We start from the raw sequence: 13484 nt of genomic DNA, 5'->3' as shown, positions 1-13484 counted from the left end.
TTTATTGATTATTAGTTCTTGAACTCAAATTTATATAATACAGCATCAGCGGCAGGCAATTTTACATTCAAATCTGTATTCGTGCCTTTCAGTATTTCGGTAACTTTATATTTTTGCAGGGGCAGGCCTAACCTTTTAAAATCCAATACAAACGCTTTGGGCTTATCCGAGTAATTAAATACGGCCACATAATACGCGTTTCTAATTTTTCGAACAAACAGTTCAGACGCGTTTTCGCCGGTATTACCCTCAACCGGTTTAAAGGATTTACCATTTTTGATAACCGTTAAAATCTCCGGATTTTGATACCACGCTATAGCCCTTGAGCTCCACTGTCCGTGTACGGAAAAATCGTCGCCGGTAATAAACGTACCGGTAACTATGGCCGAAAGCATCCGGGCGCGGTTGGCCCCTTCAGTTTCGTTGTTTAATACCACATGGTCGGCATCAACAAAATTGTACAAATAGGTTTGCCACCAGCCATAGCTTACACTGTTTAAGGTGTACTGCGTATTATCGATACTTTTAAAAGCATCGCAGGCAATGCGGCGGGTATGAACATAGCGGCCCGATGCCAAACTTGGCGATATAGCGGCGTAAATGAGCATCTGATCGCCCAATTTGCTGACCAGGTATTCCATTCCTTTACGGTAGGCCTGCATTCCTGTAGTTATGGCAGGATCATAAAAATGGGTAGACTCGGCGGTAGCATGACCCAGGAAATCTATTTTAATCATCTTAAAGCCGCATTCTTTCAGCTTACCAATCACCAAATCAATATGTTGCAGCGTTGCGGGGTGTGTAGGATCAACAGCCCTTGCGCCATCAATATCGTGGTAGCCTTTACCAACTTTTGTCCAGGTTTCGCCGTAGGTATAATTAGTGCCGGCTACTTTTCTGTCGGGGCCATCTTTCCAGCCCCAATCGGTAAATGGTGCCCAATATACCCCCGGTTGCAGGCCTTTACTTTTGCAATAGTCTGCAAATGCTTTCAGCTTGCTATAGTCGCCTTCTAAGCCGCCCTTCAGCATAAAATCCCAATAGGAATCCAAATCGATAAAAGCGGTATTACCGGTGCGGAAGGTTGACAGGCTATCGGCAAAAAAATCGACTACTTTGGTGGCTTTCTCGTAGGTTAGTTTTTCCTGCATTACGCCCCAGCTATTCCATCCAACAGGCGTAGGTTTTGTCCAGTTAAAAACAAACGGAGGTTCGGCAATGCGGTTGGCTTTGGCATATTCTTCCATACCTGTACGCCAGTCATTGTAGTAACCAATAAATATCTTGGGCGACTGCACTATATCACCTTTAACATCGCCATGTTCAATATTATCGCGGGTTACGCTTTCTTCGGTATATCCGCTCCAAACAACTATCCGGTTGCCTTCGCCGGTGGCCGTACTGCGTACCCCGGTTTTCCAAACCTCGTGCTCAACAGAACCAGCTATGTAACCGTTGCGACTGGCGTTGTCATATACCGTACCTACTTCGGCGCTGGTATTGCTGAACGGGGCTTTAAACTCTTTGGCATTGTAGCGGATAAACGTATCGTTATCAAAGGGCACAAAAACGCTGCGCGCATCGCCCGAAACAGCCGGAATATTCCCGGAAAACGGAATAATGGCATTGCTGGATATTTTTTTTCCTGTCATTACAACCTGGGTCAGGAAAAATTCCCGGCTCGGGTAAACGTAAAATACCTGTTCAATTTTTGGCAGGTTATTACGGGTAAGTGTTACTACGTATTTTTCGCCTTTGCCAAAACCATCATTAATAGCCGTAGTAGCATATTTACGATATAAATTATCAGTTGTGGCTACGGCGACATCTTTTATTTTGAAAGTGGCTGTTATATTAGAAAAAAATATTTTTTTGCCATGATAAACATTATAGGTGCCGGTTTTAAGGTCGTAAACAATGCTGTTGCCTTTACCGTATGGGATTATTACGGTACTCGTTTGTTTGGCTGATGCAATACTAAACAGTGATTGCATGGCTAACGAAAGGGTAAAAATTATTTTATAGCGTATTTTCATTGATTAGTATTTTTAATAATAAAACGTTATTGCGAGGTACGAAGCAATCCCCGATATGCCAAGTCCCACATAGTTCAGGATTGCTTTGTACCTCGCAATGACGGTAGTTTAGTACATTGATTTAACTACACCTTTTTCGCCATCACCTCTTTCATCACCCCGTTAACCTTTATTTTCACTTTACGCGGCGTGGTTGATGTAACGCGGTAGCTAATAACCTTACCATCTTTCCATTTAAAATCGACAGTAAAATTGCCACGGGCACGTAACCCTTTCACATCGCCGGATGCTTTCCACCTATCGGGAATTGCCGGTATCAGGTTGATATAGCCTTCATGGCTTTGTATCAGCATTTCGGCAATACCGGCAGTTGTGCCAAAGTTTCCATCTATCTGGAACGGCGGACCGGCTGATAACAGGTTTGGATAAATACCGCCACCCGCACCATAATTAATACCTGTACTTGTAGTCGGCTTCATGATCTCGGTGAATAATTTATAGGCCCGGTTGCCATCGTGCAGTCTCGCCCAGAATAAGAGTTTGTAAGCAATAGACCAGCTTGGGCCATCGTCACCGCGTACATCCAGGGTTTTCTTAGCTGCGGCTGCCAGTTCGGGCGTGCCGTCTGCTGTAATTTCGGATGCCGGATAGATGCCATACAGGTGAGAGATGTGCCTGTGCTGTGGCTCGGTTTCCTTGTAATCTTCCAGCCACTCCTGTATGCGGCCATCTTTGCTGATGATACCGGCGGGCGGAATTTCTGTTAACCGTTTTTTTAATTGAGCACGAAAAGCGGCATCAATACCTAAAGTTTCCGAAGCGGTAATTACATTGGTAAATAACTCGCGCATTATTTGATTATCAATAGTTGCACCGATGCAGATACTGGCGTGATTGCCGCTGCCATCGGGCATAATAAAGCTATTTTCGGGCGATGATGACGGCGCAGTAACCATATAGCCGCTTTTAGGGTCTTTTACCAATATGCTGTTATAAAACTGGGCCGAACCCTTTAAAATGGGGTAAATACTTTTTAGGTAGTTTTTATCATTTGTAAAAGCATAATGATCCCAGATATTGCTGCACAACCAACCCGAACCAGCCTTGGTTACGCCCCATGAGGCACTCTCGCCAGGCTCAGTCCATCCCCAAACGTTGGTGATAACGTGGGCAACCCAGCCATCGGCGTTGTAATAAGCTTTAGCTGTACGTTCGCCATTTTTTACCATGCCGCGCACCAACTCAACCAATGGCAGGTTTAGTTCAGACAAGTTGGAAACCTCAACCGGGAAATGGTTCATTTGTACGTTTACATCCAGGTGGTAATCGCCGTTCCATGGGGTGTGTACTTCGTTGGCCCATAGTCCTTGCAGGTTGGGCGGCAACAAGCCTACCCTTGTACTGCAAATACTTAAATAGCGCCCAAACTGGTAAAACAATACCGGCAAGCCTTTATCATCAGCAGGTGCTTTGTGGAAGCTGATAAGCCGCTGATCGGTAGTTTCTGTCGGGTTATCGTTACCTAAATTGATGCTTACACGGTTAAACAGCTTTTGAAACTTCCTGGTATGTTCCTGCTTTTCTAAGGCATAGGGCTTTAACATAGCATCAGCTAAATTCTTAGCCATTTTAATCTTAAAATTGGGACCCTTAAAGTCGGTAGTTGCCGAAATGTAGATAATAACCTCGGTAGCATTTTTTATAACCAGGCTATTATCTATGGCGGTTAATGTACCGCCGGTGAGTTTGGCTTTCACATTGGCAATGTATTGCATACCGTTCCCATCGGTGCCATTATCCAACCGACCTTCCATTTGCAGCGTATTGCCAACTGTGGTGGTTTTTGAGCGCTCCGGACGGCTAATGCCAATACTGAAATTCAGTTGGCCGGGCTTATCGGCAGTAAGTTTGATAATATCAACATCATTGCCAAAACTGGTAAAATACTCCCGTTTATAGGTAACGCCGTTAACTGTATAAGTACTTTTCGCTAATGCATTATCCAGCGACAACTCCCGCTGATAGTTGGTATATTTAGTAGCATCTGCACCATTATAATTAAACTTTAGGTTTAAATCGCCCAGCGTTTGAAAACAGCCCCATTGTTTGCCTCCTGATCCGGGGCCTTTACATACAAAATCTTTATCAATCAGGGCCTGTGCCTCTACGTTTTTACCGGCCAATAATAATGCCTTTATTTCGGGCAGTTTTTTATAGGCATCATAATTATTGGCATCCTGTACTGATCCCGACCAAAGTGTAATGTCGTTAAGTACAATCCTTTCGTCGCTCACTCCCCCATCAGGCATCATGCCTAAACGGCCGTTACCCAGGGCAAGGGTCTCTTCCCAGCGCGATGCGGGCTTATCGTAAAGTAAATTAAGCGCCTTTTTTTGGGCGAAAGAAAACGTAGACAGCAATAAAAAAACAGTCGAAATAGTTATATTTTTTGTAAAATTCATTTAGTGCAGGTTATAATTTTATTACCGGTATATCCATAGCATTCACGTCGAGCTCCAATACAATTACCGAGCAATTTTCATCAGGTAAAGTGGCCGGCAACTCTATCTTGTAGCCTTTACTGTCCGATCGGATTGCAACCGCATTGCCGTTCAAAAAGTATGATTTCAGGATTTTGACATTGGGCAGCAATGGAATATTTAGCGTGCTATCCTTACGTTGAAAAACATTGATATAAATTTTATTGTCCAAGCGCGTTGCACCATATTCGGCGGTTGGTGCGTATGGGCCACCTTTTGTGCCATAAATCGCTTCACCGTTTTGCCTTAACCAGGCCCCCATTTCTTTTAAACGGGCTACCTGCCGGGCTTCTATGTGGCCATCCATCGCCGGGCCAACGTTAAATAACAGGTTGCCATTACCCGATGCTGATGTTACCAAAGTTTGGATGCACTGTTTTAGTGATTTCATCCCATCATTTGGTTTCCAGGCCCATTGGTTGCACATGGTAATGCAACTTTCCCATGGTTCATCCATATTAAGTTTGCCTATCGTTTGTTCAGGGGTTAAAAAGTCACCTACTGCATCGCCGCCAAGCTTATCGCTTATTTTCCCAAGCCTGTTGTTTATAACTACATTAGCATCAACGCTTTTGATGTAACTGTAAATTTCTTTGCCATCTTCTGTTGTCCATGGTTTTTCCCAATAGCCATCAAACCAAAGCATAAACGGATGGTATTTGGTAATCACTTCTTTCAACTCGTTTTTCATGCGGGTTTTAAAAGCAGTCATATCTCCTTTCCTGGCATTTATTTCGGGGTGATGAGGGTTATCTATCGGGTAATCCTGGTCATGCCAGTCGAGCACAGTCATATAGATACAAAAGGTAATGCCTTGTTTTTTACAGGCTTTGGCCAATTCCCCAACCAGATCTCTTTTAAAAGGCGATTTGGAAATATTATAATCCGAATAAGCACTTGGCCACAACAGGAAGCCATCATGATGTTTGGCTGTTATGGTGAGATATTTCATACCGGCATCCTTAGCAGCCTTTACCCAGGCATCGGCATTAAATAATACCGGGTTAAATTCGTGGTACAAGTTATCGTAATCCTCCTCAGACACCTGATCGTTGCGGCTCCAGCCAATTTCGGTACCACGCTGGGTTACCGGGCCAAAATGAATAAACATACCGAAACGTTTATCCATAAACTGATCCATGACCGCTTTGGGAGTTTTAACCGGAATTGAACTTGTTGCCTGCTGAGCGATAGCTAAACAGGTACTTAATAAAAGGACTCCCAATAGTCCTGCTTTTCTTTTCATAGTATAGTTTAATTATTTTTTGGTTAGACTGAGTTGGATTGGGTTTAATTAGGTTGATTGAGTTGGATTAGGTTGGTTTGGTTTTAAAAACCATTCACTTATTAAGCCTAATCAACCAATCACTTATTTATTGTTTACAAAAAAGTTAACAATGCGGCAGGCATGGCCTTTACTCAAATTGTTCTTTTTATCGCTTATTTTAATTTTTAAAGTATGGTTGCCATTGTTCAGCTTATCGCCCAATATATGGTAAACCCCAAGATGAATCCAGCTATAATATTCAGTCAATAAATCCAGATCTTTATAAGCGCCACCATCAATTGAGTAAGATATAATGCCCGCATCGGGCCCAGCCACCACCGCAATACCAACAGCTGTGCCTTTAAATGGCAGGGCGAGTTCGCCACCTGGTTCGGTAGCCTGTAACATGGGTACATCAACAAAACCCGGGCGGGTTGACAAGCCATCCCTGGGATTCCATTTGGTATCGATAGCCCAGCCTTTATCCAACCGGGCATTAGTAATGTTATAATAGCTACCATTATTATAACTGGCGTTATCAATTGATTTAGGTAAAACAGCTTTAACCGGTTGTTTATAATTTGCAGCAACGCCGGCCTGCAGCAAGGCTTTAATGGTTTCAAAGTAAAGCTCCTGCCCATGATACCAGGGGTGGATATCTTTAAAATCATCGGCCCAGGTTAGCTCTTTGTTTTTTATTTTATCGTTAACCCCCAACGCCAGGTTTACATAAGGTAAATTGTAATGAGTAGCTACCAGCTGGTGGTTCAGCAGTTCGGGCGATACTTTGCCTTTGGCGTAGTTGTCTATTTTTTGAGGATCAACAAAGGCCATCATTATAACATCCATCATTGGGTTGTTCGTTTTTGCATGCCTTATAATACCTTCTAAAGCCCGAACCTGCGTAGTACTATCTGTGCCCCTATCGTTTACAGCAGCCTCTACAAACAGCAGGTCGGTTTTACCCGAGTCAAGGATATCCCTTTGCAACCTGAATGCGTGCGGTAAACTGCCTAACGATGGTATCCCGGCAGCTATAAAATGAAAATCTGTTTCGGGGTAAGTTTCCCTGAGATATTTGCAGACCTTATCGCGCCAACCGGGGTTAAAAGTGATCGATCCGCCTAAAAAAGAAACGGTAGCTTTTTTATTTACTGTTGCAGCATAGTAAAAGTTATTTAAGCCGCCCGCCGTTTTGATATAATTTGTGTAAGGCAGTATTTTTTGTACCGGGTATGAGTTATTGTATATAAATTCGGCGTAATAAGCCGGGCGATCTACCGTGAAATGATGCCCCTGTAACTCCATTGGCCCCTGTGTTACGGGATGGATACTAATGGGACCACCCAAAGCAATATAGCGTTTGGCCAGCACATCGCTATTCTCGGCAGGCGGGGCAAGTTTATCGTCGAGTCCTATGGTATGTAAAATGGGTACGCGGAATGAAGCCAGGCCTTCCAGGTTATCAATTGGGTTATCGTTATAAGCAATAGCCTGTTCTTCGGTAAAATGAAAAACCTGTTTTAGTTCGTTCCAGGCGTCTTCATCTCCAGCCCCTTTCAACTTTCCTCCGGGCCAGCTTTTAATATCACAAACCGGCGTTTCCGCATAAATACAGGTTACCTTATCGGGATTGCGTTTGGCCCAGGCATAAGCATACAGGCCTCCCCTGCTCACAGCTTCGAGTGCTACCTTTGGTGCAAAGGCAAGCTGCGTAGTTAAATAAGTGTAAAATACATCATAAAACTTCATTGCCGATGGCGCACCATACCGGTTATCAACATTTATAAAGGCTATATAAAACCCTTTCGCAAGCAAAATACTGTCTATATCAGTATGCCAGTCGGGGAAAGATGTGCGCCAAACCCAGGGATTACCAGGCAACGGATGTGCGGGCTTAACATAGTAAGCATCCCGGTCGGCAAATTTCAGTTGTATTCTTTCAAAGCCTTTCCATAAGTTGGTCTTGCTTTGTGCATCTGCATTAATAAAAAGGGTTGTTAACAGTAATAAAAAAACAGCGTGTTTTAATTTTGACATAGGTTTTAACATTACAATTCGGGCAAAGGTGTTTATGCGCTTCGCGGCTTTTGTGAACAAAGTATTTTTAAACAGGCCATAACATGGCCATGTGCACGTGTTAAAAGATGCTGCATTTACCCTATTTGTTATTATTGGTTGGGGTAAATATATAAGCTAATTGCACTTCAAAAAATGGATAAACCTTTTAAAACGATGGATTATACACCGATAAATAGTGTTATAAAATGCGCTTAAAACAATTATGCCATTGTACTAAATTACCGATCTTCGTATTAGTAAAATCAGTTTCGATCTAATTAACCGCAAATCATGATTGTATCGAATAACCCGTTTGGCTGTGGTGTGATGCTTGCTGTGCTTTTGCCGGATACTACACCCGACGGTACCAGAGTAACGGCGTTATGTAATCAAAATAGAGATAAGCTGCAAACAACAAACTATGTCAGATCTCTGTCCCTAAACCAAACTTCATCGGGTTTGACATTGAAATTATCCATTAGGTTTACCAGCTCAATAGGGTCTCCCGAGGTGATAACCAGCTCGCGGTTGGTGGGTTTAAGAAATTTCTGGTCGACCATGACATCCAGTTGTTTTAACAGTGAATCGTAATACCCGCCTGTATTAAGCAAACCTATCGGGTGGTTGTGCAGGCCTAACTGCAGCCAGGTAAGCACTTCAAAAAACTCTTCGAGGGTACCCAGTCCGCCGGGCAGGGTGATGATGCCATCGCACAAATCATTCATCATTTGTTTGCGCTGGTGCATGTTATCTACAATGTGCAGCTCGGTTAACCCGGTATGGCCAACTTCCTTATCCATCAAAAATTGCGGTATTACGCCTATCGCTTTACCGCCACGGCTTAAAATGGCATCGGCTATCAGCCCCATTACGCCAACTTTACCGCCGCCAAATACCAGGGTAATATCGCGGCTTACCATAACTTCGGTCAGTTGCTCAATAGCTTGTTTTAATAAAAGATCGCCGTTAAAGTTGGCACCGCAGAATACGCAGATGGATTTCATTTATTGGTGAGTGGTTGATTGGGTTGGATTAAGTTGATTGGGTTGGGTTGTAGTTAATTGGGTTGACTGTGTTGATATGAATTTCTAATAAACTCAATCAACCACTTAACCTAATCAACCCAATCAACTAACCTACCTGCTTGTGTAATTAGGAGCTTCCTTGGTAATAGTAATATCGTGCGGGTGGCTTTCGCGCATGCCGGCTGCGGTTATCCGTACAAACTTGGCGCGCTGCAAATCTTCAATGTTGGCAGCACCACAGTAGTGCATACCGGCGCGTAAACCGCCAATGTATTGGAATACCACTTCGGCCATACTGCCTTTAAATGGTACGCGGCCCACAATACCTTCGGGAACCAGTTTGGTTACCACATCGGTTTCGTCCTGGAAATAACGATCCTTCGATCCCTTTGCCATGGCCTCAACCGAGCCCATACCACGGTACGATTTAAACTTACGGCCTTCGTATATAATAGTTTCACCCGGCGACTCTTCAACCCCGGCAAATAACGAGCCTGCCATGATAGAGCTTGCACCGGCTGCAATAGCCTTCACAATGTCGCCGGTTTGTTTGATACCACCATCGGCAATAACGGGGATGCCGCGACCTTCTAATGCTTTAGCGCACTCGTAAACGGCGTATAGTTGTGGTACACCCACACCCGCTATAATACGGGTAGTACAAATTGAACCCGGACCAATACCCACTTTAACGGCATCGGCGCCTGCATCTGCAAGGGCAATGGCTGCATCGCCTGTAGCAATGTTACCGGCAATAACCTGCAGGTTTGGATATAAGGCTTTAATGGCTTTCACCATATCAATAACCCCTTTGCTGTGGCCGTGGGCTGTATCAACCGTAACCACATCAACACCAGCGTTTACCAGGGCGGTTACGCGGTCGATATTGTCGGCAGCAACGCCAACGGCAGCTCCTACCCGCAGGCGGCCAAACTCGTCTTTACAGGCGTTGGGGAAGTTTTTAACCTTCTGAATGTCTTTGTATGTAATTAAACCTACCAGCTTACCATTGGTGTTTACAACTGGTAATTTTTCAATTTTATTGCTTTGCAGTATCGCAGCAGCCTCGGTAAGTGTGGTACCTTCTGGAGCTGTGATCAGGTTTGTTTTAGTCATTACGGTACTAACCGGAACGCTCATATCTTTTTGGAAACGCAAATCGCGGTTGGTGATAATACCCTTAAGGCGATGATCGGCATCAATTACCGGGATACCACCAATGCTAAACTCCTTCATGATCTGGAATGCATCTGCAAGCAGGGCATCTTCCAGCAAGGTAACCGGGTCCTGGATCATGCCGCTTTCAGACCGTTTAACTTTACGAACTTCATCGGCCTGGGCCTGTATGGTCATATTTTTATGCAGCATACCTATGCCACCCGCCTGGGCAATCGCAATAGCCAGGCCAGCTTCGGTAACGGTATCCATAGCTGCCGAAATGATGGGAATGTTTAAACGGATGTTTTTTGTTAACCAGCTGCTGGTGTTAACATCGCGCGGTAATACTTCTGAATAAGCGGGGAGTAGTAAAACGTCGTCGTAAGTTAATCCTTCGGCAACAAATTTAGATGGGTCTAACTGCATAGCAAATAATTATTTTGGAGTTATTATTTGCCGGGCAAAGCTAACTTTTTATTTCGGATTTCGGATGTTCGATTTTGGAATTATTTAAAAATTGCCTTTCTGTGATATTTGGGGAAATTTGGGATTTCGGATGTTCAATTTCGGAATTAAAGACCAAATCCGAAATCGAACATCCGAAATCCCAAATTAAAAATTAATACTTTCCTACTATCACTTTATAGAAGTTCTCAAAATGGAAATATTTATTGGCTAATTCCAATAACCTTGTCGAGTCGACACTTTTTACAGTGGCGGCATACCTGTCATAATAATCATAGTCCAAACCGGCAAAGTAGATGCTTTTGAATTTATCGGCATGCGAAAAAACATTCTCCAGGCTGCCTAACAGCGAGCCCAACATGTAGTTGCGTACCAATGAAAGCTCCTCGTCGGGGATCAGTTCGGTTTTCAGGATATTGATTTCCTTTTCAATTTCGGCAAGGGCCGGTTTGCACACATCTGCCCCTACCTCGGTAGCTACAAAGAAGGACCCGGCCTGTTTAAACGAGCCCAGCCCCGAGCCGATGCCATACGTATAACCTTTATCCTCGCGAATGTTGGCCATCAGCCTCGACCCGAAATAGCCGCCCAAAACCGTATTCAACACCTGTAGTTGCTGAAAGTCCGGGTGGCTGCGGTTAATCATCGGTGTACCTATCCTTATGGCCGATTGCAGGGCTTCTGGCTTCTCGGTAAAGTAAAATAACTCTGTAGCCGGTACAATTTCGGGTTGGGTAGTATCGGCGGGTTTGTTGCCATTAACCCAGCCTTTATCAAACGTATCGGTAATAAGGGTCAAAGTTTCCGGTTCAATTTTCCCTGAAATGATAATGGTGCAGTTTGATGGCTGGTATTGCTCTTTATAGTGTGCAACCAATTCATCGCGCTGCAGGGCTTTATAATTATCAAAGCTTGCACCCACCCCGTATATGGTATCGCCATAAACCGCCTTGTTAAAATTGCGGCGGCCAACAACATCATTTTTTTGCAGGCTAACCTGTAGCTTTTGTTGCTGGTTACGTTTAAAAGTTTCCAATTCTTTCTCGGGGAAGGTTGAATTGGTTAAAATATCAACAATAACCGGCAAGGTATGGTGCAGGTGCTTATTAAGGCTGTACAATACAACCTGCGAGTTTTCGTACCCGTATTCCACCTGCAAAAAGGCACCGTAAAAATCAACCTTATCGGCAATCTGGGCCGCGGTTAATGTACTGGTACCTTCGGTGAGCATGGTATTTACGGCCATGTTCAACAGCGGCAGCGCCGGGTTAAAACGCAGGTTGCCAAAAATCCATTCTATACGTACCAATTCCTGGTCGCCGGAGTTAAAGCAAAATATATTACAGCCGTTACCGAGCTTTTTATGCGCGGGCCGTATCAGGTTTATATTATCGATAGCCTTAAAATCAGGGGCTAATGTTCTATCTAAGTTGGTCATTGGTCAGTAATTCTTTTTTCTGAACCCGGATTAAGCAGATTAATCAGATTTTTTGGATTTGATTAGACTAATCCTGTAAATCCGTTAATCTGAAAAATCGTGGTTCAGATCAATTCCAATTCTGTTAATTCTCTAATTCTGAAAATTCTGATTCAGAAACTTCTGCTTTCTCGGCCAGGTATATCAGCGTTGATGAATTATCTTTCCTGAATATCTTGTTGGCGGCTTCTTTGATCTGCGCAGGAGTTACCGCAAGGTATTTAGCGGTTTCCTGGTTCAGCAGGTCGGCATCGCCCAGCAGTTCAAACGAGGCCAGGTTCATGGCTTTATCCAACAACGACATTTCAGAAAACACCATGGTCGATTCGGTCTTGTTTTGCACCTTGGTCAACTCATCAGCCGGAATCTCCGTGGCTTTTACTTTTTCCAGCTCGTCCCAAAACGCGGCTTCGGCCTGCTCAATGCTAACGTTTTCCAGGGGTTTGCCCTCTAACACAAACATACCTTTATCCAGGCTGCCTGTAATGTAGGCATGCACCTCGCTAAAAATTTGCTTATCCTGCACCAAACTACGGTACAAACGTGACGAGTGACCACGCGACAAGATATCACTCAGTAATTCCACCGGGTAATAATCATCATCCAGCCTCGCCCCCATCTGGAACGCGATGTACACATCGTTCAACGGTACTTTGGCGGTAACGGTTTCGCGGCGTTCGTCATGCTGTTCGGGCTCCTGCGGCAGGTTGCGTGTGTATTTATCGCCTGCGGGGATTGGGCCAAACCATTTTTCGGAGAGCTTTTTAACCTCTTCGGTTGTGATATTGCCCCCAACTACCATAATGGCATTTTGCGGGTTATAATGTTTTTTAAAGAATGCTTTCACATCCTCAATTTTGGCATCCTCGATGTGCTTGATGGTTTTACCAATGGTAGCCCAACGGTAAGCGTGCTGTTTATAAACCAGCGGGCGTAGCTTTAGCCAAACATCGCCGTAAGGCTGGTTAAGGTAACGCTGCTTAAACTCCTCAATTACTACGTTACGCTGCACCTCAAGACTTTTTTCGCTAAAGGCGAGGTTTAACATGCGATCGCTCTCGAGCCAAAATGCTGTTTCGATATTGGCCGATGGCAGGGTGATGTAATAGTTGGTGATATCGTTACTGGTAAAAGCATTGTTTTCGCCTCCTACCCTTTGCAGTGGCTCATCGTAGCTTGGAATATTTACAGATCCGCCGAACATCAGGTGCTCAAACAAATGAGCAAAGCCTGTTTGCTCGGGATCTTCGTCGCGTGCACCAACATCATACAGAATGTTGAGCACTGCCATAGGCGTGGTATTATCTTCATGAACAATAACCCGGAGGCCATTATCCAGTGTAAACCGGTTGAATTTAACCATGGATAGTTCTTATTTTAACAAAGCAAATGTAAAACTTTTGACGACAATCGGAGCGGAGAGTCAAGAATTAAGAGTCAAGAATCAAGACGGAA

At 44.1% G+C, this 13484-nt stretch carries 8 protein-coding genes; all 8 read right to left on the bottom strand.

Annotated elements, in window-relative coordinates:
• Window positions 1–11: 11 nt before the first annotated feature.
• Window positions 12–2036, bottom strand: a complete 2025-nt coding sequence (locus tag BMX56_RS12990) for an alpha-galactosidase (RefSeq protein WP_255369832.1) — start codon at window positions 2034–2036, stop codon at window positions 12–14.
• Between the two features lie 125 nt (window positions 2037–2161).
• Window positions 2162–4498 carry a glycoside hydrolase family 95 protein gene (locus tag BMX56_RS12985; RefSeq protein WP_090647862.1) on the bottom strand — a complete coding sequence of 779 codons (2337 nt, stop codon included), beginning with the start codon at window positions 4496–4498 and terminating at the stop codon, window positions 2162–2164.
• Between the two features lie 10 nt (window positions 4499–4508).
• Window positions 4509–5822: an alpha-L-fucosidase gene (locus tag BMX56_RS12980; protein ID WP_090647857.1), complete on the bottom strand. Its 1314-nt coding sequence runs from the start codon at window positions 5820–5822 to the stop codon at window positions 4509–4511.
• Between the two features lie 123 nt (window positions 5823–5945).
• Window positions 5946–7883 (bottom strand): SGNH/GDSL hydrolase family protein, encoded by a 1938-nt coding sequence (locus BMX56_RS12975; protein WP_090647854.1) that lies wholly within the window; start codon window positions 7881–7883, stop codon window positions 5946–5948.
• 440 nt (window positions 7884–8323) lie between these two features.
• The gene (locus BMX56_RS12970; RefSeq protein WP_090647849.1) at window positions 8324–8908 is read right to left on the bottom strand and encodes an LOG family protein; all 585 of its coding nucleotides are present in this window, start codon (window positions 8906–8908) and stop codon (window positions 8324–8326) included.
• Window positions 8909–9040: 132 nt separating this feature from the next.
• Window positions 9041–10513, bottom strand: a complete 1473-nt coding sequence (gene guaB, locus BMX56_RS12965; RefSeq protein ID WP_090647845.1) for an IMP dehydrogenase — start codon at window positions 10511–10513, stop codon at window positions 9041–9043.
• Between the two features lie 193 nt (window positions 10514–10706).
• Complete coding sequence (locus BMX56_RS12960; protein WP_090647841.1) at window positions 10707–11990, bottom strand: M16 family metallopeptidase; 1284 nt, start codon at window positions 11988–11990, stop codon at window positions 10707–10709.
• Window positions 11991–12114: 124 nt separating this feature from the next.
• Window positions 12115–13392 carry a M16 family metallopeptidase gene (locus BMX56_RS12955; protein WP_090647837.1) on the bottom strand — a complete coding sequence of 426 codons (1278 nt, stop codon included), beginning with the start codon at window positions 13390–13392 and terminating at the stop codon, window positions 12115–12117.
• Window positions 13393–13484: the final 92 nt, after the last annotated feature.

It is taken from the genome of Mucilaginibacter sp. OK283 (assembly GCF_900110415.1).
Lineage (GTDB): Bacteria > Bacteroidota > Bacteroidia > Sphingobacteriales > Sphingobacteriaceae > Mucilaginibacter.
The sequence above is the reverse complement of the archived record's forward strand: the minus strand, read 5'-3'. Positions and strand labels throughout refer to the sequence as shown.

Bases quoted from the DNA above. Each gene is read 5' to 3' on its own strand.
- BMX56_RS12990 (WP_255369832.1), bottom strand. From the start codon at position 2,036: ATGAAAATACGCTATAAAATAATTTTTACCCTTTCGTTAGCCATGCAA.
- BMX56_RS12985 (WP_090647862.1), bottom strand. From the start codon at position 4,498: ATGAATTTTACAAAAAATATAACTATTTCGACTGTTTTTTTATTGCTG.
- BMX56_RS12980 (WP_090647857.1), bottom strand. From the start codon at position 5,822: ATGAAAAGAAAAGCAGGACTATTGGGAGTCCTTTTATTAAGTACCTGT.
- BMX56_RS12975 (WP_090647854.1), bottom strand. From the start codon at position 7,883: ATGTCAAAATTAAAACACGCTGTTTTTTTATTACTGTTAACAACCCTT.
- BMX56_RS12970 (WP_090647849.1), bottom strand. From the start codon at position 8,908: ATGAAATCCATCTGCGTATTCTGCGGTGCCAACTTTAACGGCGATCTT.
- guaB (WP_090647845.1), bottom strand. From the start codon at position 10,513: ATGCAGTTAGACCCATCTAAATTTGTTGCCGAAGGATTAACTTACGAC.
- BMX56_RS12960 (WP_090647841.1), bottom strand. From the start codon at position 11,990: ATGACCAACTTAGATAGAACATTAGCCCCTGATTTTAAGGCTATCGAT.
- BMX56_RS12955 (WP_090647837.1), bottom strand. From the start codon at position 13,392: ATGGTTAAATTCAACCGGTTTACACTGGATAATGGCCTCCGGGTTATT.